This is a genomic window from Pseudomonas putida (assembly GCF_002741075.1).
Lineage (GTDB): Bacteria > Pseudomonadota > Gammaproteobacteria > Pseudomonadales > Pseudomonadaceae > Aquipseudomonas > Aquipseudomonas putida_T.
On sequence record NZ_CP016634.1, the window covers coordinates 2,216,710 to 2,236,677 of the forward strand.

At 65.5% G+C, this 19,968-nt stretch carries 15 protein-coding genes and 1 pseudogene; 10 read left to right on the forward strand and 6 right to left on the reverse strand.

The window, feature by feature from the left end; all coding sequences use genetic code 11:
• Nucleotides 1–15 precede the first annotated feature (15 nt).
• From IEC33019_RS10205 to glcF, 5 genes are all read left to right on the forward strand, one after another.
• Nucleotides 16–1,464 (forward strand): NAD-dependent succinate-semialdehyde dehydrogenase, encoded by a 1,449-nt coding sequence (locus tag IEC33019_RS10205; RefSeq protein WP_070094082.1) that lies wholly within the window; start codon nucleotides 16–18, stop codon nucleotides 1,462–1,464.
• Between the two features lie 62 nt (nucleotides 1,465–1,526).
• Entirely contained in the window at nucleotides 1,527–2,501 is a 975-nt protein-coding gene (locus IEC33019_RS10210; RefSeq protein ID WP_099593393.1) for a PDR/VanB family oxidoreductase, read from the forward strand.
• A 112-nt stretch (nucleotides 2,502–2,613) separates the two neighbouring features.
• Nucleotides 2,614–4,113: a glycolate oxidase subunit GlcD gene (glcD, locus tag IEC33019_RS10215; protein ID WP_070094084.1), complete on the forward strand. Its 1,500-nt coding sequence runs from the start codon at nucleotides 2,614–2,616 to the stop codon at nucleotides 4,111–4,113.
• A complete protein-coding gene (glcE, locus tag IEC33019_RS10220; protein WP_070094085.1) occupies nucleotides 4,113–5,165 on the forward strand; it encodes a glycolate oxidase subunit GlcE in 1,053 nt (350 codons plus the stop codon). Before glcD ends, glcE begins: the two co-directional genes overlap by 1 nt.
• 9 nt (nucleotides 5,166–5,174) lie before the next feature.
• Nucleotides 5,175–6,434 carry a glycolate oxidase subunit GlcF gene (glcF, locus tag IEC33019_RS10225; protein ID WP_099593395.1) on the forward strand — a complete coding sequence of 420 codons (1,260 nt, stop codon included), beginning with the start codon at nucleotides 5,175–5,177 and terminating at the stop codon, nucleotides 6,432–6,434.
• A gap of 72 nt (nucleotides 6,435–6,506) precedes the next feature.
• On the opposite strand, the gene IEC33019_RS10230 is transcribed toward glcF, so the two are convergent.
• Together IEC33019_RS10230 and IEC33019_RS10235 are read right to left on the reverse strand one after the other, a co-directional pair.
• On the reverse strand, nucleotides 6,507–7,700 hold the full coding sequence (locus IEC33019_RS10230) for a cyanate transporter (RefSeq protein WP_099593397.1): 1,194 nt from the start codon (nucleotides 7,698–7,700) through the stop codon (nucleotides 6,507–6,509).
• Entirely contained in the window at nucleotides 7,697–8,155 is a 459-nt protein-coding gene (locus IEC33019_RS10235) for a nucleoside deaminase (protein ID WP_070094088.1), read from the reverse strand. Before IEC33019_RS10235 ends, IEC33019_RS10230 begins: the two co-directional genes overlap by 4 nt.
• Before the next feature lie 192 nt (nucleotides 8,156–8,347).
• Between IEC33019_RS10235 and IEC33019_RS10240 the strand changes: the two are divergent.
• Nucleotides 8,348–8,614, forward strand: a pseudogene (locus IEC33019_RS10240) (carboxymuconolactone decarboxylase family protein); the annotation flags it as partial.
• A gap of 108 nt (nucleotides 8,615–8,722) precedes the next feature.
• On the forward strand, nucleotides 8,723–10,252 hold the full coding sequence (locus IEC33019_RS10245) for a catalase (protein WP_070094089.1): 1,530 nt from the start codon (nucleotides 8,723–8,725) through the stop codon (nucleotides 10,250–10,252).
• Nucleotides 10,253–10,258: 6 nt separating this feature from the next.
• Here IEC33019_RS10245 and IEC33019_RS10250 read toward each other — a convergent pair whose 3' ends face one another.
• Entirely contained in the window at nucleotides 10,259–11,275 is a 1,017-nt protein-coding gene (locus tag IEC33019_RS10250) for an AraC family transcriptional regulator (RefSeq protein ID WP_070094090.1), read from the reverse strand.
• 169 nt (nucleotides 11,276–11,444) lie between these two features.
• Between IEC33019_RS10250 and IEC33019_RS10255 the strand changes: the two genes are divergently transcribed.
• Genes IEC33019_RS10255 through IEC33019_RS10265 form a run of 3 tightly spaced genes read left to right on the forward strand, consistent with a single transcriptional unit; the run spans nucleotide 11,445 to nucleotide 14,089 of the window.
• Nucleotides 11,445–12,629 carry an acetyl-CoA C-acyltransferase family protein gene (locus IEC33019_RS10255; protein WP_070094091.1) on the forward strand — a complete coding sequence of 395 codons (1,185 nt, stop codon included), beginning with the start codon at nucleotides 11,445–11,447 and terminating at the stop codon, nucleotides 12,627–12,629.
• An 11-nt stretch (nucleotides 12,630–12,640) separates the two neighbouring features.
• On the forward strand, nucleotides 12,641–13,489 hold the full coding sequence (locus tag IEC33019_RS10260; protein WP_070094092.1) for a 3-hydroxybutyryl-CoA dehydrogenase: 849 nt from the start codon (nucleotides 12,641–12,643) through the stop codon (nucleotides 13,487–13,489).
• Nucleotides 13,490–13,504: 15 nt separating this feature from the next.
• Nucleotides 13,505–14,089: a TetR/AcrR family transcriptional regulator gene (locus IEC33019_RS10265; protein ID WP_070094093.1), complete on the forward strand. Its 585-nt coding sequence runs from the start codon at nucleotides 13,505–13,507 to the stop codon at nucleotides 14,087–14,089.
• 9 nt (nucleotides 14,090–14,098) lie between these two features.
• On the opposite strand, the gene IEC33019_RS10270 is transcribed toward IEC33019_RS10265, so the two are convergent.
• From IEC33019_RS10270 to IEC33019_RS10280, 3 genes are all read right to left on the reverse strand, one after another.
• Nucleotides 14,099–18,595: an NEL-type E3 ubiquitin ligase domain-containing protein gene (locus IEC33019_RS10270; RefSeq protein WP_099593399.1), complete on the reverse strand. Its 4,497-nt coding sequence runs from the start codon at nucleotides 18,593–18,595 to the stop codon at nucleotides 14,099–14,101.
• Between the two features lie 90 nt (nucleotides 18,596–18,685).
• Nucleotides 18,686–19,438: an anti-sigma factor family protein gene (locus IEC33019_RS10275; RefSeq protein WP_070094095.1), complete on the reverse strand. Its 753-nt coding sequence runs from the start codon at nucleotides 19,436–19,438 to the stop codon at nucleotides 18,686–18,688.
• Nucleotides 19,435–19,950, reverse strand: a complete 516-nt coding sequence (locus tag IEC33019_RS10280) for a sigma-70 family RNA polymerase sigma factor (RefSeq protein WP_070094096.1) — start codon at nucleotides 19,948–19,950, stop codon at nucleotides 19,435–19,437. Before IEC33019_RS10280 ends, IEC33019_RS10275 begins: the two co-directional genes overlap by 4 nt.
• Nucleotides 19,951–19,968: the final 18 nt, after the last annotated feature.

Here is a 19,968-nt window from a genome sequence, read left to right on the forward strand (position 1 = left end):
TTCGGAGAGCCTTGCGTGAAACTTCAAGACACCACACTGCTGCGCCAGCAAGCCTACATCGACGGGCGCTGGTGCGACGCCGACAGCGGCCAGACCCTGGCGGTCAATGACCCGGCCAGCGGCGAGCTGCTCGGCCACGTACCCCTGATGGGCGGCGCCGAAGCCGTGCGCGCCATCGAAGCCGCCGAAGCGGCCCTGGCCGACTGGCGCGGCCGTACCGCCAAAGAGCGGGCGAACATCCTGCGCCGTTGGTTCGAACTGCTGCTCGAACACGAGCAGGACCTCGCCCAGCTGATGACCCGTGAACAGGGTAAGCCCCTGCACGAAGCCCTCGGCGAGATCCGCTACGCCGCCTCCTTCGTCGAATGGTTCGCCGAAGAAGGCAAACGCGTCTATGGCGACGTGATCCCAAGCCCGGCCAACGACAAGCGCCTGCTGGTGATCAAGCAGGGCATCGGCGTGTGCACCGCGATCACCCCCTGGAACTTCCCGGCGGCGATGATCACCCGCAAGGTCGCGCCGGCCCTGGCCGCCGGCTGCACCATCGTGGTCAAGCCGGCCAACGAGACCCCGTTCAGCGCCCTGGCCCTGGCGGAGCTGGCCGAGCGCGCTGGCATCCCTGCCGGTGTGTTCAGTGTGGTCACCGGCGATGCCCCAGCCATCGGCGCCCAGTTCACCGGCCACCCGAGCGTGCGCAAGCTCAGCTTCACCGGCTCCACCCCGGTGGGTCGCCTGCTCATGGGCCAGTGCGCCGAAACCATCAAGAAGGTCAGCCTGGAACTCGGTGGCAACGCCCCGTTCATCGTCTTCGATGACGCCGACATCGAGGCGGCCGTCGAGGGCGCGCTGATCGCCAAGTACCGCAACGCCGGGCAGACCTGCGTGTGCGTCAACCGCTTCTATGTCCACGACAGCGTCTACGAGCGCTTCGCTCAGCGCTTCGTCGAGCGCGTGCGCGCCCTGGCCGTCGGCCATGGCAACACCGAAGGCACGCAGATCGGCCCGCTGATCAGCGACAAGGCCGTGGCCAAGGTGCGCAGCCTGATCGACGACGCCACCGGCAAAGGCGCCAGCGTGCTGCTGGGCGGTAAGGCCCACGCACTGGGCGGGCAGTTCTTCGAGCCGACCGTGCTCGCCGACATCGCCCCGGGCATGGAGCTGCTGCAGGAGGAAATCTTCGGCCCGGTGGCCGCCTTGGTGCGCTTCACCACCGATGACGAAGTGATCGAGCTGGCCAACGCCACTCAATACGGCCTGGCGGCGTACTTCTACAGCCGCGACCTGGCCCGAGTGTTCCGCGTGGCCGAGCGCCTGGAGTACGGCATGGTCGGCATCAACACCGGGCTGATCTCCAACGAGGTCGCGCCATTCGGTGGCGTCAAACAATCGGGCCTGGGCCGCGAAGGCTCCAAGTACGGCATCGAGGATTATCTGGAAATCAAGTACCTGTGCCTCGCCGTCTGAGCGAGCCAGTATCTGTGCCACGCGGCAGGGCCTGCCGCGTGATCTGCAAGTCGAGGTGAACCATGGCCAAGCAATACGAAATGTTCAAGGTGCGTGTCACCGACGTGGAACAGGCCACGCCGCTGATCAAGCGCTTCACCCTGGCCCGCGAAGACGGCGCCACCCTGCCCGCCTTCACCGGCGGCAGCCACGTCATCGTGCAGATGCAGTCAGCCTGCGGCAACCAGTTCAGCAACGCCTACTCGCTGATGAGCGACCCACGAAACCTGGCCAGCTACCAGATCGGTGTGCGCCTGGAAGAGCAATCCAAGGGCGGCTCGGCCTTCATGCACAACCAGGTCGAGGTGGGCACCGAACTGACCATCTCCACCCCCAACAACCTCTTCGCCCTGGACCCTGCGGCTGGCCGCCACGTGCTGATCGCAGGCGGCATCGGCATCACCCCGTTCCTGGCGCAGTTGCACGAACTCGAAGGCGGCGATACCCCCTACGAGTTGCACTACGCCTTCCGCGCCCCGGAGCACGGCGCCTTCCAGGGTGAGCTGGAAAGCGGCCCGCATGCGCAAAGCACCCGCTTCTACATCGACAGCCTGGACAGCAAGCTGGACCTGGCCGGCCTGTGCGCGGGCCTGGCCGACGACGCGCACCTGTATGTCTGCGGCCCCAAGCCGCTGATCGACGCGGTCATCGCCACCGCCGCCGCCGCAGGCATCGATGACACGCGCGTGCACTGGGAGCAGTTCGCCGCCGCCGCGCCCGCCGCCGGTGCTGCGTTCACCGTGGTGCTGGCCAAGTCCGGGACCGAACTGCAGGTCGAGGAAGGCATGAGCATCCTCCAGGCCATCGAGAAGTCCAAGGCCGCCAAGGTCGAGTGCCTGTGCCGCGAAGGCGTGTGTGGCACCTGCGAAACCGCGATCCTCGAAGGCGAGGCCGAACATTTCGACCAGTACCTGAGCGACGAGGAAAAGGCCTCCCAGCAGACCATGATGCTGTGCGTCTCGCGCGCCCGCAGCGCGCGTCTGGTGCTCGACCTGTAACAGTCACAGTGGTCTAGGCTGGTCTCTTGACGACAAGCACAAGAGACCCAAACCCATGCCGCTGTCATCCCAAGGCTCAACCGCCCTCCCACGGGGGGCGTGAAGCCGAGCCATGAGTATTCTCTACGACGAACACCTGGACGGCCCCCTGCCCACCGTGGACAAGGCTGCCTTGTTGGCAGCCCTGCACGACGCCCTGCCGGATCTTCAGATCCTTCACCACGCCGAAGACCTCAAACCCTACGAATGCGATGGCCTGTCCGCCTACCGCACCGTGCCGCTGCTGGTGGTGCTGCCCGAACGTCTCGAACAGGTCCAGACCCTGCTGCATCTATGCCATCAACGTGGCGTGCCGGTGGTGGCGCGTGGCGCCGGCACGGGGCTCTCTGGCGGCGCCCTGCCCCTGGCCCAGGGCGTCCTCTTGGTGATGGCGCGCTTCAACCGCATCCTGGAGGTCAACCCGCAAGGGCGTTACGCCAGGGTCCAGCCCGGCGTGCGCAACCTGGCCATTTCCCAGGCGGCGGCCCCCCATGGCCTGTACTACGCGCCGGACCCTTCCTCCCAGATTGCCTGCTCGATCGGCGGCAACGTCGCCGAAAACGCCGGCGGTGTGCATTGCCTCAAATACGGCCTGACCGTGCACAACCTGCTCAAGGTGGACATCCTCACCATCGAAGGCGAACACCTGACCCTCGGCAGCGATGCCCTCGACAGCCCCGGTTTCGACCTGCTGGCGTTGTTCACAGGGTCCGAAGGCATGCTCGGCATTGTCATCGAAGTCACCGTCAAGCTGCTGCCCAAGCCCCAGGTGGCGCGAGTGCTGTTGGCCAGCTTCGACAGCGTCGAGAAAGCCGGTGGCGCGGTCGCCGACATCATCGCCGCCGGCATCATCCCGGGTGGCCTGGAGATGATGGATAACCTGGCCATCCGCGCCGCCGAAGATTTCATCCATGCCGGCTACCCGGTGGAGGCGGCAGCGATCCTGCTGTGCGAGCTGGATGGTGTGGAGTCCGATGTGCAGGACGACTGCGAACGCGTTGCCGCCGTCCTGCGCCAGGCCGGCGCCAGCGACGTGCGCCTGGCCTGCGACGAGGCCGAACGCGTGCGTTTCTGGGCCGGGCGCAAGAATGCCTTCCCAGCGGTGGGGCGCATTTCACCGGACTACTACTGCATGGACGGCACCATCCCCCGCCGCGAACTGCCCCGGGTGCTCAAGGGCATCGCCGAGTTGTCCAAAGAGCACGGCCTGCGGGTCGCCAACGTGTTCCATGCCGGCGACGGCAACATGCACCCGCTGATCCTGTTCGATGCCAACCTCCCCGGCGAGCTGGAGCGCGCCGAGACCATCGGCGGCAAGATCCTGGAGCTGTGCGTGGCGGCCGGCGGCAGCATCACTGGCGAGCACGGTGTCGGGCGCGAAAAGATCAACCAGATGTGCGCCCAGTTCAGCGCGGACGAAATCACCCTGTTCCATGCGGTCAAGGCCGCGTTCGACCCCAAAGGCCTGCTCAACCCTGGCAAGAACATCCCCACCCTGCACCGCTGCGCCGAGTTCGGCGCCCTGCACGTCCACCAGGGCCAACTGCCCTTTCCTGACCTGGAGCGTTTCTGATGAGCCCGGACCGCGACACGAGCCAGGACCTGCTCGAGCAGGTCAATCAGGCGCTGGCGATGGACACGCCCCTGCGCATCCAGGGCGGCAACAGCAAAGCCATGCTCGGCTGTCCTGTGGCCGGAGAAGTCCTCGACACCCGCAGCCACCGCGGCATCGTGCACTACGACCCCACCGAACTGGTCCTCACCGCCCGCGCCGGCACGCCCCTGCGCGAGATCGACGCGGCGCTGCACGAGGCCGGCCAGATGCTGCCCTGCGAGCCGCCTCACCATGGCCCGGACGCCACCCTCGGCGGCATGGTCGCCGCCGGCCTGTCCGGCCCCCGCAGGCCTTGGGTCGGTGCGGTGCGCGACTACGTACTCGGCACCCGCGTCATCACCGGCCACGGCAAGCTGTTGCGCTTTGGCGGCGAGGTGATGAAGAACGTCGCCGGCTACGATGTTTCGCGGCTGATGGTCGGCAGCTTCGGCTGCCTGGGGCTGCTTACCGAGGTGTCGTTGAAGGTGCTGCCACGGCCACGTCAATGCATGAGCCTGCGCCTGGAAGTGAGCCCACGCCAGGCATTGGACGCGCTCGCCGAATGGGGCCAGCAACCGCTGCCGATCAGCGCCGCGTGCCACGACGGCGAGGCGCTTTATCTGCGCTTGGAGGGCGGTGAAGGCTCGGTAGCATCAGCGCGCCAGCGGCTGGGCGGCGAGGCGGTCGAAAGCCTCTTCTGGGAAGCGCTGCGCGAACAACGCCTGGCCTTTTTCGACCATCCAGCACCGCTGTGGCGACTCTCGGTGCCTACCGCCACGGGCCCGCTCGCGCTGCCCGGCCGGCAACTGATCGACTGGGGCGGCGCCCAGCGCTGGTTGAAGTCGCCGGCCACGGCAGAGCAAATACGTGCACAAGTGGCCCAGATCGGCGGCCATGCCACCGCCTATGCGCCCGGCGAAGACAGCACACCCCCGCTGCCTGCCCCGTTGATGCGCTACCACCGCGCCCTCAAGCGGCAACTCGACCCCCAGGGCATTTTCAACCCTGGGCGCCTGTACCCGGACCTGTGAGGCCACGCCATGCAAACCAACCTGAGCGAGGCCACCAAGCGCCTGCCACGCGGCGACGAGGCCGAACGCATCTTGCGCAGTTGCGTGCACTGTGGCTTCTGCACCGCCACCTGCCCCACCTACCAGTTGCTCGGCGATGAACTCGATGGCCCGCGCGGGCGCATCTACCTGATCAAGCAGGTTCTAGAGGGCGAGCCGGTCACCGCCAGCACCCAGTTGCACCTGGATCGCTGCCTGAGCTGTCGCAATTGCGAAACGACCTGCCCCTCGGGCGTGAAATACCACGACCTGCTGGACATCGGTCGCCCCGTGGTCGAGCAACAGGTTCCCCGCCCGCTGGGCGAGCGTCTGTTGCGCCTGGGCCTGCGCGCCGTGGTGCCGCATCCTTCGTTGTTCAAGGCCCTGACCCGCACCGGTCAGGCCCTGCGTCCGCTATTACCAGGCGTGCTCAAGGCCAAACTGCCTGCCCGGATCGCCGCCCCCGGCCAGCGCCCCGCCCCACGGCATGCTCGACGAGTGTTGCTGCTCGAAGGGTGCGTCCAGCCCGCCCTCTCGCCCAATACCAACGCCGCGGCCGCGCGTCTGTTGGATCGCCTGGGGATCAGTGTGCAGCCGGTGGCCGCAGCCGGCTGTTGTGGCGCGGTGGACTACCACCTCAACGCCCAGGAACAAGGCCTGACCCGAGCCCGGCGCAACATCGACGCCTGGTGGCCAGCCATCGAAGCCGGCGCCGAAGCCATCGTGCAGACAGCCAGTGGTTGCGGCGCCTTCGTGCGTGACTACGGCCACCTGCTGGCCAACGACCCGCGCTACGCTGCCAAAGCCGCGCGAATCAGCGCACTGGCCCGGGACCTGGTGGAAGTGGTGCTGGCCGAGCCCCTCGACCAACTGGGCCTGTGCGCCGAGCAGCGCCTGGCCTTTCATTGCCCCTGCACTTTGCAGCACGCCCTGAAGCTCGGCGGTGCGGTGGAGCAGTTGCTGACACGCCTGGGCTTCACCCTCACCCCGGTGCCGGACGGCCATTTGTGCTGCGGCTCGGCCGGGACCTACTCCTTGACCCAACCCACACTGTCGCGCCAACTGCGCGACCAACGCCTGACGGCGCTGGAAAGCGGTAATCCCCAGCTCATCGCCACGGCGAACATCGGCTGCCAGACGCACCTGGACAGCGCCGGCCGTACACCGGTTCGGCATTGGGTCGAGATCGTCGATGCCGCCCTACCATCTACGTCACGCCGCCCCACCAGTTCCCGCTGGGCATGCCGATGAGCGAGCGGCGTCGCACCGCGCTGCTGGATATCGACACCGCGTTGGATCGCGTGCGCGACACCCTGCAAGGCCTCAGTTGACGGCTGAAACCGGGTGACCGGGGCGAGCGATGGCGGCGACATAGCCGCGTGGGGCGAAGCGCGCCGTCACCAGCAGCATCGCCACCACAGTGATGGTGAGCAAGGTCCAGGAGGCCTGGAAGTCGCCACTGACATCGCGCAGCCAGCCGGTCAGGTAGGGAATGATCCCGGTGATGATGAAGCCGATGCCCTGGACGAACGCGGCCAGGCTCCCGGCTTGAGCCGGATCCTTGCGCAGATGCTCCAGGGTCAAGGTCAGGCTCAGGCTGAAGCAGGCGCCCAGGCCCAGGCCGATCATCGCCACCCACACGCCCATGGCCAGGGTCGGCGCCAGCAGCAGGCCCAGAAAGCCTCCCAACTGGATCGACAGCGCCAGCCACAGGCCTGGCCGACGGTCCGCCAGGCTGCGCAGCAACAGCGGCAGCCCCAGGGCACCGGTAACCTGGAAGATAGTCATCAGCCCAACCAACTCGCCGCCACCCTGCGCAGTACCGCCATGCTCGATGTGATAGGCCGGCAACCACGCCACCATACTGGTATAGCCGCCATTGATCAGCCCGAAGTAGCTGGCCAGCAGCCAGGCCCGGCGATTGCCGAACCAATGCCCGCCACCGCCACCGGCGAGCTTCGGCGTGTTGTGCCGTGGTCGCAGCACCAGCCACGCTAGCACCGCCAGGACCGCCGGCAGGGCCCAGACGCCCAGGCCCACCTGCCAGCGTCCAGTCGCCGCACTGATCGACGGGCCCAGCACCGCCGCCAGGCCGCCGCCGCTCATCAATGCCGCTGAGTACAAGCCCATGGTGGTGGCCAGACGCGTGGGGAACCAACGGTTGACCAGCCCCGGCATCATGCCCTGGACCACGGCCACGCCAAGGCCGGCCAGCACTGCACTGGCGATCAGCGCCCAGGCGCTGCTCAATTGCCAACGCCACAGACAAGCCAAGGCGATCGCCGCAAGGCCCATGAGCATGCCGCCATGCTCGCTCAGCCAACGCCGCAACCAGGGTTGCAGCAACGGGATCAGGCCCATGCACAGCACTGGCAGGGCCGTCAGCAGCGCAGCCTGCTGGTAGCCCAGGCCCGTGCTCGCGCGCATCGGTTCGAGCAAAGGGCCGATGCTGGTGAGGATCGGCCGCAGGTTCAGTGCCAGCAACAGCACCAGCAACAGGTTCAGTGCACCTCTCATGCCTGGTGCGCCTGCTTCCATTGAAGGTACAGGTCGGCCTCGCCGGCAGGCTTGAGCGGCCGCAGGGGCAGGCTTTGCTGCTGGGGCGGGCGGGCCATCTGCGCGTAGACCGACGCGGTCGACAGACCGTAGGGCTCGCCCTCGTCATTGTCGTAGGCGAACCAGGCGCGCTCGATGCCACACAGGTGCATCGCGGCCAGGCACATCGGGCATGGGTGGCCGCTAGCGTAGATCTCGGCGCCGTCCAGACGCGCCTGGCCCAGGGCCTGGGCCGCTTTGCGTATCGCCTGCATTTCGGCGTGGGTGGTCGGGTCCTGGGTGCTGTGGATTTCATTGACGGCACGCGCCAGCACTTTCCCCTGGTACACCAGCACGGCGCCGAACGGCCGGCCGCCGGCCTGGATATTGGCGCGGGCCAGATCGAGGGCTTCGCGCATGAAACGTTCATCGGACATCGTAGGAAATCTCTTGGTGCAAGACCCGTTCATTATCGCGGCTCGGCGGCGCCAGCAAAAATGAAGAGATTGGATGCGGGTCAGTGGCCACCTGAATAGACCGATTGGCCTCCTGGCAAAGTGCGGGATTGGCTATCGGGCCGTTCGTGCCCAAACGCTAACGGATGACCCAGGCCAGTGCGCTGCCCCAATGCCTTGCAGATCAACGGCTGCGCCTATTGCGTCAACAGGCACGCCAATGATGCGCGCAAGGCCGGCGAGACCGAGGCCCGTCTGCAGACCCTCTGCGCCTGGCTGGAATGCCTCACCCGCCTGCCCGAGCGTGGCGCGCCGCAACCGGAGTACGAAGCCCTGCTGGAACACTTCGAGCCCGCCGAAGTCGCCAACCTGCCCCTGGCCCTCGCCACCATCGATGCCTGGAATCGCTTCGGCGTGGGCTTTGCCATGGTGCCGGCCTGACGCCCTGCCCTGAAAACAGCCACGACAAATAACGTTCGCTCCGACTGAAGCATGGATGTGTACCCCATAGCATCGATCCCCCGATCATTAGCCTTCAGGTACCTATCCATGCCCGCAACCCGTTCCACCCGCCTCGTCGGGAGCCTGCTCGGAGCGACGCTGCTTGCCAGCACCACCCTGCACGCCGCCCCCCTGACCCGCGACAACGGCGCCCCGGTTGGCGACAACCAGCACTCGCAGACCGCCGGCGCTAGCGGCCCAGTGCTGCTCCAGGATGTGCAGCTCATCCAGAAGCTGCAACGCTTCGATCGCGAGCGTATTCCAGAACGCGTCGTCCATGCCCGCGGCACAGGCGCCCATGGCGAGTTCACCGCATTCGAAGACCTCTCCGCCCTGACCCAGGCCCCGCTGTTCACCCCGGGTGAAAAGACACCGGTATTCGTGCGTTTCTCCTCGGTGGTCCACGGCCTGCATTCGCCGGAAACCCTGCGCGACCCTCGTGGGTTCGCCACCCGCTTCTACACCAGCACCGGCAACTGGGACCTGGTCGGCAACAACTTCCCGACCTTCTTCATCCGCGATGCGATCAAGTTTCCCGACATGGTCCATGCCTTCAAACCCGATCCACGTACCAACCTGGCCAATGACGCCCGGCGCTTCGACCTGTTCTCGCACATGCCCGAGGCCACCCGCACCCTCACCCTGCTGTATTCCAACGAGGGCACACCCAAGAGCTACCGGCACATGGACGGCAACAGCGTACACGCCTACAAGTTCATCAATGCCAAGGGCGACACCACCTATGTGAAGTTCCGCTGGAAGAGCCTGCAAGGCCGCGAGAACCTCGCGCCCAAAGAAGTCGAACGCATCCAGGGCCAGGACTTCAACCACATGACCCAAGACCTGGTGGCTGCCATTGGCCGCGGCGAGCACCCCAAATGGGACCTGTACATCCAGACGCTCAAGCCCCAACAGTTGGCAGGCTTCGACTTCGACCCGCTGGACCCAACCAAGATCTGGCCCAATGTGCCCGAGCGGCGTGTCGGCCAGATGGTGCTCAACCGCAACGTAGACAACTTCTTCCAGGAAACCGAGCAGGTTGCCCTGGCCCCGTCCAACCTCATCCCGGGCATCGAGCCTTCCGAAGATCGCCTGCTGCAAGGTCGGCTGTTCTCCTACGCCGACACCCAGATGTACCGAGTCGGCGCCAATGCAGCCAGCCTGCCGATCAACCAGCCACGGGCAGCCGTGAACAACGGTAACCAGGACGGTGCCCACGACAACGGCCGCACTCGCAGCATGGTCAACTACGAGCCCAGCCGCCTGCAGCCACGCACCACCCCAGCGTCGGCCCGCTACAGCCAACTGCCGCTGACAGGCAGCACCCAGCAACAAGGGATCGCGCGGGAGCAGAACTTCAAGCAGGCGGGCGAGCTGTACCGCTCCTACAGCAAGCAGGAACAGCGCGATCTGGTGAACAGTTTTGGCCAGTCCCTGGCGGGAGCCGATGACGACAGCAAGCACATCATCCTGTCGTTCCTCTACAAAGCTGACCCCGACTATGGCAAGCGCGTCGCCAAAGTCGCCAAGGGTGACCTGACCCGGGTCAAGGCCCTGGCACGCGAGCTACGCGACTGACAGCGCCTAGCGGGTGCGATCGGCCAATCGCGCCCGGTAGCTGCCCGGGCTGTAACCGGTCCATTTCTTGAAAGCGCGATGGAAGGCGCTGGGTTCCTGGAAGCCTGTCTGCTCAGCGATTTCGGCGATGCTCAGCACCCCTTCGCGCAACCGCTCGAAAGCCATGGCCCGGCGCACTTCATCCTTGATCTGTTGGTAGGAGCGCCCCTCGCGCTCCAGTTGCCGACGGAAGGTGCTGGCACTGAGGCCCTGCTGCTCGGCCATGGCGTTGAGCGTCGGCCATTGGCCGTAACGCCGGGCACGCAGATGGCGATAGACCACGGCCGCCAGGCCGTTCTGGTTGCGAAAGCGAATCACCAGCCCCTGGGGGGCGCTGCGCAGGAAAGTCTTGAGCGCAGCCAGGTCCTGCACCACCGGCAGGCGCAGGTAGGTACTGTCGAACTCCACCTCCGTGCGCCCACTGCCCAGGCGCAGGTCCGGGCCCCACAGCAAAGTGTCGTCCTCCTGGGCCGGGCGCGCCACGGCAAGCTCGGTGCGATCGATGGCGATGCGCCGCCCGGCCAGCCAGCACAATAAGCCGACCACCAGCACCAGGTAGGTTTCCTCGGCATAGACCCGCGTCAACGGGTCGGCGATGCTCGAGTGCACGCTGATCACCACCCGCCCGCCACGCACCGAAAACGTCCCGCGCAGGTCGCGCATGAACAGGGCGAAGTTACCCAGGCACTGACGCAAGGCCTTTTCCAGGGTCGGCTCCTGGATCAACCCACGACAGATGAGCGCGAAGCTGCCGATGGGCATCCCATGGCTGTCGAGGTGAAAGAACTCATCGTCCAGCACATGGATCAGCTCCAGCCAGAGCTGGGCGAACGCCTTGGCCGGCACCCTGGCCTGGGGCTGCTCGAGCAGTGCCGGGTCGATGCCCACGCCGCGCAGGTAGGCATCGCGCTCGGTGGGGCGCTCGCGCAGGGCATGGAGCATGGCGTTGAGAAAATACACCGCGACCGAATCGCTATCGCGCATGGCTGGTTTTCACTGTCTATGCTGGGTGGCAAAAAATGCCAGGTTTACTGAACAGATCCGGCATAGGCCGGGCCTGGGCGTTTGCCTAGACTCGGTCCATTCCGGGAATGCCGGCCATTCTCGCAGAGCCTGTGCCGGTCCCGCCATGCCTTCGCAATCGGAGCCCTCAATGAGCAACGCAGAAATCTACGTCGTCAGTGCAGTCCGTTCGGCCATCGGTGGTTTCGGCGGATCCCTCAAGGACCTGCCGCTGGCCGACCTGGCCAGTGCTATCACCCGCGCCGCCATCGAGCGCTCGGGCGTGGCCGCCAGCGATATCGGCCACGTGGTCATGGGCACGGTGATCCCGACCGAGCCGCGCGATGCCTACCTGAGCCGCGTTGCCTCGATGAACGCCGGCGTGCCCAAGGAAACCCCGGCCTTCAACGTCAACCGCCTGTGCGGCTCGGGCCTGCAGGCCATCGTGTCGGCGGCCCAGACCCTGCTGCTGGGTGACACCGACGTGGCCCTGGCCGCAGGTGCCGAATCCATGAGCCGAGGCCCTTACCTGCTGCCGCAAGCCCGCTGGGGCGCGCGAATGGGTGACCTTCAGGGCATCGACTACACCGTCGGCGTGCTCCAGGACCCCTTCGAGCACTTCCACATGGGCATCACCGCCGAAAACGTCGCCGCCAAAGCTGGCATCACCCGCGAGATGCAGGATGAACTGGCTCTGACCAGCCAGCGCCGCGCCGCCCGTGCCATCGCCGAAGGCCGCTTTGCCAGCCAGATCGTGCCGATCGAACTGAAAACCCGTAAAGGCAGCGTGCAGTTCGCCACCGACGAGCATGTGCGTGGCGAAGTGACCGCCGAACAACTGGCCGGGATGAAGCCTGTGTTCAAGAAAGACGGCAGTGTCACCGCCGGCAACGCCAGCGGCATCAACGACGGCGCCGCCGGCCTGGTCCTGGCCACCGGTGACGCGGTTCGCCGCCTGGGCCTCAAGCCCTTGGCGCGCCTGGTGGCATACGCCCACGCGGGCGTCGAGCCGGAGCTGATGGGCCTGGGCCCGATCCCGGCCACCCGCAAGGTCCTGGAAAAGGCCGGCCTGAGCATCAACGACCTGGACGTGATCGAATCCAACGAAGCCTTCGCCGCCCAGGCCTGCGCCGTCGCCCGCGCCCTGGACTTCGACCCGGAGAAGGTCAACCCGAACGGTTCGGGCATCTCCCTCGGCCACCCGGTCGGTGCCACCGGCGCGATCATCGCCACCAAAGCCATCCATGAACTGCAGCGCACCCAGGGCCGCTACGCCCTGGCCACCATGTGCATCGGCGGCGGCCAAGGCATCGCCGTTGTCTTCGAACGCGTCTGAGGAGCCAGAACGTGAGCATTCAACACATCGCCGTGATCGGCGCCGGCACCATGGGCAACGGCATTGCCCAGGTGTGCGCGGTGGCCGGTTACCAGGTTCTGCTGATCGACGTCTCGCAGGCGGCCCTGGAGCGTGGCGTGGCCACCCTGGGCAAGAACCTGGAGCGCCAGGTCAACAAAGGCACCCTGGAGGCCGACAAGGCCGAGGCAGCCAAGACCCGCATCCGCACCAGCACCGACTATGCCGACCTGGGCAGCGCGCAACTGGTGATCGAGGCGGCTACCGAGAACCTCGAGCTCAAGCAGCGCATCCTCAAACAGGTGGCAGCCAACGTCGGCAATGACTGCCTGATCGCCACCAACACCTCGTCGCTGTCGGTCACCGCCCTGGCCGCCAGCATCGAGCACCCGGAGCGCTTCATCGGCGTGCACTTCTTCAACCCGGTGCCGATGATGGCCCTGGTGGAGATCATCCGCGGCCTGCAGACCAGCGACAGCACCTACGCCCAGGCCCTGGTGGTCACCGAGAAACTGGGCAAGACGCCGATCACCGCCGGCAACCGCCCAGGCTTCGTGGTCAACCGCATCCTGGTGCCGATGATCAATGAGGCGATCTTCGTCCGCCAGGAAGGCCTGGCCAGTGCCGAGGACATCGACACCGGCATGCGCCTGGGCTGCAACCAGCCGATCGGCCCGCTGGCCCTGGCCGACCTGATCGGCCTGGACACCTTGCTGGCGATCATGGAGGCCTTCCATGAGGGCTTCAACGACAGCAAGTACCGCCCTGCCCCGCTGCTCAAGGAAATGGTCGCCGCCGGCTACCTGGGGCGCAAGAGCGGTCGCGGTTTCTTCACCTACTGATCGGGAGCGAGCGCCATGCCAGTCACTGCCGCCCTACGCTGTGCAAGCTTCGAAGAGCGCCGCGACAAGGCCATGGCGCTCTTCGCCGAAAAAGGCTTTGGCCAGGTCAGCATGCGCGAATTGGCAGCGCATGTGGGCCTGACCGCAGGCTCGCTGTACCACCATTTCCCCAGCAAGCAGGACCTTTTGTACGACTTGATCGAGGAGTTGTACGAAGAGCTGCAGGCGACCCTCGATCAAGGCCGGCGAGCCCTCGCCCGTGGCCAGGCGGTGCTGCCTTGCCTGATTGCCGCGCACTGGCAGTTGCACGAGGAGCGCCCCTTGCAGTTTCGCCTGGCCGAACGCGACGTCTGCTGCCTGAGCGAAGAGCAGCAGGCCCGCCTGGCCACTGCACGGGGGCGGTACGAAAAGGGCCTGCTGCACCTGATCGCGCCACAGGCCCGGCTGCAAGGCCAGGCCTTGGCGGCCACCGGGCATGTGCTGGCCACCTTGCTCAACCAGTTGCCCGGACTGCTGCGTGGCCGTGGCTTGGACAGCGACCAGGGCCTGGCCTTGATGCAAAGCCTGGTGCTCGGCGCGCTGGAGCGCACGCTGGGCTAGACCGGTTCGTCAGAGCACGGGAAGCCGCCAACCCGGCGTCACCCGTCGCATCGCGGCCTTGGTCAGCGCCAGGCGCTGGTCAAGCCGCCACTGTTCCACCTCCTCCTGAAGCGCCTGCAGCGCTTGCTCGGATCCTTCCTGACTGCTCAGTACCTGCTCCCTGTCGCGAAACCGGCGCGGTAGCTTGAGTTTGGACCCATAGGAACGCTCCAGGTACTTGGTCCAGAAACGTTGCTCGACCATCCACAACAGCAGCGTGTCCTCGGTCTGGTTGCCCAATATGGTGCTTCGGGCACTCTCCACGCCCTCGTCGATATCCCCCACAGCTCCCGAAAACCGTAGGCGGCTGCGGTTACCCGGCAGGTCCAGGTCGTCGAACAGACGAACCCGAAATGCAAGCACCACCTCGACTTCATCCACATCGCCGGGCATGTCAATGGCAAAACGCCTAGCATAATCATCCAAGGCATTTTGCCGCCAAAGCTGGGCCCCCAATTGCAGCAGACCAGGCTCAGGATCGACTGTGAAGTCGCCTTGTTCGGCCTCCCACGCCAGCATCCAGATTTCCAGGTCGCTGAAACGCAACAGGGCGTTGTCGCCACACGTACGGATTTCGGCCGCCGCCAACAACTGCGTGCACAGCGACTCGTCATCCGCCATGACCTCCAGCATGTCGAAGACGCGATAGGCCAGATCACGTGCGGTGCTGTCGTGGGCAAAATCCTCGGACTGCACCAGCCGTCCCAACAAGTCGACGTAATCCGACGCGTTGGGCTGGCTCACCATTAAATGCCAAAGCCGCGCCATTTCCTCCCGGTCGTCGGCATCGACGCGGTCCAGCCAGAGCAAACGCGGCGGAACCTTGCCGTCGTCTGGCCGATACCAGGCCCTTGTTTCCTCCAGCGACATGCCCAAGTGCTTGCTTTCGAACCGCACTCTGCCCTGACGCCACAGCGAGGAATCGGTAAAGCCCTCCGGCAGCGCCTTGAGGTTGTTGCCCAGCATGTCCAGCTCATACAGCGCCTGATGCAACTCCACGCCAAAGGGCATGTAGTGCAGATGGGCATTGCGAAGCACCAACGTCGCCAGCCTGCGCATGCCTGTGACCGAAAACCGCTGATGCAGCGGATTGCGCGAAAGATTCAAATACACCAATGACTTGCATTCGTTGATCAGTTGCACCTGCTCGGTATCGAGGCTGATCTTGTTGTCCGATAGGTCGAGCACGCGCAGACGCTTGCGCAGGTCCTTCATCAGCGGGAACCGTTGCAGTTTGCAATGGGTAACCTCCAGCGCGATCAGCTTTGGAAAAGCACGCAAGAACCCGTCGGACACATCCCTCAGCTTCATCGCGTGGAAGTCAATGGCTGAAATATGGGCAAAACTGATCGGCTCGGGCAGGTCCGGCAATGTAGTCACATCCAGGCCTCTGAGGGAAAACCGGAAGCCAGTCTTTTCCTCGGACGGCTTGGGTTGCTCAGGTATCAGCAGGCGCCAACAGCGAATGAGTTCCTTACGCATGTGATACCGCGAGCCCCGCTCAAAACGCAGGTACCCCTCTCGCTGCCAGTCCGTCAGGGTGCTGCGCAGCAGTTCGTACTGCGCCTCCAGATCACCGAGCGTGCCCTGCAAGTCCCGATCGCCCTCCCACATGGCCCGCAACCAGCTGTCGACCTCCTCATCGCTGAAGCTGGGATACAGATACCGAAGCTTGGCCACCAATGACCGGGGGCTGCCAAAGCCAAACACCCGCCGTCCTCCGCTCAAGGGGTAGCCGATCCTGCCATCGTCCAGGCGCAACGGAATCAAGAACGAAGGAGTGGGCTGTTCCCGCCCCAAGAGCCCGGCCAGCTCCATGCGACGGGAAGCGACGTGCGTGGCCAGCGTCTGACGAAGCTGTTGGGCGAACGGCTCGCCAATGTTCATTGCCCTTCGCTGCGCCTCGGTGAACACATCAGCCAACACCTCGAACAACTCGCCGGGCTGGTCAAGCGCCTGGCCGCGCTCATCACGCAGCACGAAGACACCTTCCTGGTGACTGAGGTGGATCGTCTCACGAGCCTCGTTCGCAGGATGCGGCACCAGCAGGCCGTCCCCGTCGAACAGCACCCAATGCCGCCCCTGAGGCGCGCCCGGCAATGTGTCGATGAGCTTGATGACGCAACGGGCCAGGTCGAGCGTCTGCGGAGCGTCGATGAACAGGCCCTCGAATACCCGCGCCACCCGGATGCGCAGCGCCCGTTGCCGCGCGGCCTGAGCCAGGGTCAAGGGCACGCGTCCGGTTTCCTCCAGCAATTGACGGTCGCCATCGCTCGCCGTGCTCAACAACTGCTCGGCAGCCAGGCGATGCAAACTGGTGAAGTCCCGGCGCAAGGCTTGCACCGAGGCATCATCACTCACGTTGCTTTTGTCGTAGAGCCGCTGCAGCAAGAGCCGCCGCTGGTCCCAGACGCGCTCGGCCAGGGCCTCGCCTTGAAGCCCTGATGCGCCTGGCAGGTCTTGCGCTTGTTCGAGCAGCGCCTGGTCCGTCACGCTCAAGCCGGCCTGCAAGCGATTGCTGAGCTCAACGATCCGGTTGGCCAGCACGAATCGGTTCACCGTATCGGTCAGTTCCGCCTCGGGAACGTTGGCAAAGACATGCACGGCCCGCAGGTGGTCCTCCTCCAAGCCGTGGGCCAGCAGCACCTGGCCGATCTGCTGATCGCTCAGGCTCCCGAACGTGGCGCCTAGCCTTCGAAACAAACGTTCACGGCCCCGCCATTCTGCAGGACGCTCGCTCCACAGCCGCCAGGCGCCGGCGCCATTGTGTTCGAGCAATGGCGCGTGATTGTCATAAGGCTGTAGGTACCAATCATCGCTTTGAGCTGTTGAGTAGACCGGGTAGTAATGACCTTCCATCTCGATCCACGCTTGCTCGCCCAGACGGTGGATCCCACTTTCATCGACAGTGGCCTGAGCAGGGGGCGGCTCGCTGACGTAAGGCGCCAGATCCTGGTTCCAGAGTCGTTCGCTGCCATCTTCCAGTACCGCCGGTACCAGGCCGTCGACCATCACGCTGCGCGTCCACAGTGACCGCGCCGCCACGACCCCGGCACTGGTGGTGGCGAGCAAGGCCAGATCCTTGCCCACGTTCACCAAGTGGTCCAAGGCCGCATTGGTGTCCCCCTCCCGCCAGTCCTTGACCGACTGGAACACCTCGCTGAGCAGCTCCCAGGCCATCACCGCCAGCAAGGCCGCGCCCACCACCGGGATGAACAGCCCTGCCAATGCCAAAAGCGCCATCCCTTGCGCGTGCCGTCGCTCGTTCTTGGCCAAAACGGTGTCCTGGTCGATCCGGGCAACAGGCGTTGCGAACATGGCCGCATCGTCCTTGATTTGCTGGATGCGCATCGTCGCCAGGTGTTCGAACAAGGGGGTCGGGTAGACCTTCATGTGCTGGTCCAGCTCCCGCGTGGCCCAATCGGTCACATCGCCGACCCGCTGTTGGACACTGGCAAAAAAGGCCGGGCGGTCGCGCTGAAGGACGAAACGCTCGAAGAACTGCCGGTAGCCCTCCTCACGCAGGCGCTTGCCCAGGATCTTCCTGGTAAAGCTCTCCAGGTTATTGGCGGTACACCAGGCGCCTTGTCGATCTCCTGGGATATACACCAGCACCCGCTTGCTGCTGTTGAGCAGCACACCTTCCTCGATCACGTCGAACACCACGATCTGCTGCAGGTGGCAATCGAACGCCTTGAGTTGCTTGGCGACCACCGGTGCTCCTTCGAGCCGTCCGAGGGTGCCGTGGGTGTACAAATGAATCATCAGCTCAAGCTCCACATCCCGGAGCACGCCCTCGGCGTGGGCCTTGAAGGCGTCCACCAGCAAGTTGCAGCGATATTGCGTCTGCAGCAAGGCCTTGCAGTCCTGGGCGTCTTGCCTCTGCCCGTTGCCCTCGAGCACCGCTTCCAGATGGCGCTGATACTGCCCTCCCAGGTCCAGTTCCCGGCAAAAACCTGCAAACGCCAACACCGAGGGGTTCGTGACAGTGACGCCCGGTCCATCGACCAGCGTGTTACGCACATGCTGCCCACCCTCGGCGGCCTGTTCCTTGCTGAAGTTGGACATTGCCGCGCTGAGCAACGACACGTCGAAGTAATCGGACTCCGGTGTCGGATAATGGCTGGTGTAGTAGCTGCGTTCAGGACTCGTGTAGACATACCACTGGCGCAGGAAATGCTTTTCGGCATCCAACGGGGTGTCGAAACGCTTTTTCAGGGCAGTGTTCAGACGTGTGGAGCAGAAACTGTCGAGGCCTTCGATCCTGCTCCAGCACTTGGCCAATTGCTGACGGCTTTGCAGGCCGGTGACCAGCGCCTCCCTCAACAGCGGGAAATCAGGCACACGGACTTTGCCCATCCAGTCAGGCAGGCGCTTGGCGATCAGGCGGTCCTGGAACTGCTGCGCCATGGCCACTGTGTCCATGGCCGTCGATTGTGCGCTGTTGTTGACATTGGCGTTACCCATACCGCGAAACCCTCACCGAATAATGAAGCGGTGAGGCTAAAGAGGACGGTCCAGGCGCACGCGTTAAATAGTTACGTTCGCCCACGCAGGCTACAGGCTTACCCCCAAAGCCTGTCGCAACTGATCGGCGCGCCCATCGTCGGCTGCACCCACCAAGGCGAAGTTGTAGGCGCCGTGAGACCAGTAGCGCGCTTCGAGCTGGCCCTCCGTACGTTGTCCGCTGGGCATGCGGGCAAAACGTTCGCTGGGCGAACGCAGGAACAGGCTGACCCGTTCCCCCTTGTTGTCCTGGAACACCAGCAACGCCGCCGGGCCCTGCTCATTGCTCAGCAGCCGCGCGCCGACCGGCCGAAACCCATACGCGGCAAGATCGGGCAACTGCCCCACGCGGTCAAAGTGACGCTCAAGCCAAGCCTGCAGGTGCTGCGGGTCGCCGGCCTGGACGTCCAGCGTCGTGCCGCCTGCGAACAGGCGATGGGCCTGTACCGCGTCGGCCATCGGCAGGGTGTCGGCCACCAGCGTCGCCTCGCGGGCTTGCCAGCCGCCGAACCCGCCCACGCCCAGCGCTAAAAGCAGCAGCGCCGCCGATGCCCATTGGCGCTGGCGACGCTGACGCAGGCGTCGGCGCAGTTGGCCAAGGTCCAGCTCCGCAGCGGGGGTGTTCTGGCCGAAGCCCGCCAGGGCCGCGCGCAGGCGCCGGGCATCGCTGCGCCAGGCCTCCACCCGCGCCGCCTCCTGCGGATTGGCCGCCAGCCAGGCTTGTACCTGAGCCCGGCGCACCGGGTCGAGCCGGTCATCGACGTAGGCATGCAGCTCATGCTCTGTGGGAATCAACCGCGTCATTTGAGTCTCCGCAAAGCCGGGGGCGTCGGGTTGCCCTCGGTCAGGTCACGCAGGGCGGCACGGGCGCGCGACAGGCGCGACATCACCGTACCGATGGGGATGCCCAACGCTTGGGCGGCCTCTTTGTAGCTCAGCCCTTCGACGCTCACCAGCAAGAGCAGCGCCCGCTGCTCGGTGCTGAGCCGGGCGAAGGCCGCAAGGTCGGCATGGGCCTGGACGATGCGCTCGGTTTCGCCGCCCACCGGCTCCTCCTGGCCGCGTCCGAACCAGGCCAGCCAACGGGCATGCAGGCGCTCGCGGCGCTTGCCGTCGAGAAACAAGCGATAAAGGATGGTGAACAGCCAGGCGCGAAGGTTGTCACCCTCACGCTGTTGCCCGCGGCGGCTCAAGGCACGCTCGACGGTGGCCTGGACCAGGTCGTCGGCGCTGCCTGAGTCGCGGCACAGCCACAACGCGAAGCGACGCAGCCGTTGCAGCAGCTCGCGCCATTGGTGTTCATCCAGGTCATGCATGGTCAGGTACCGGGCCCT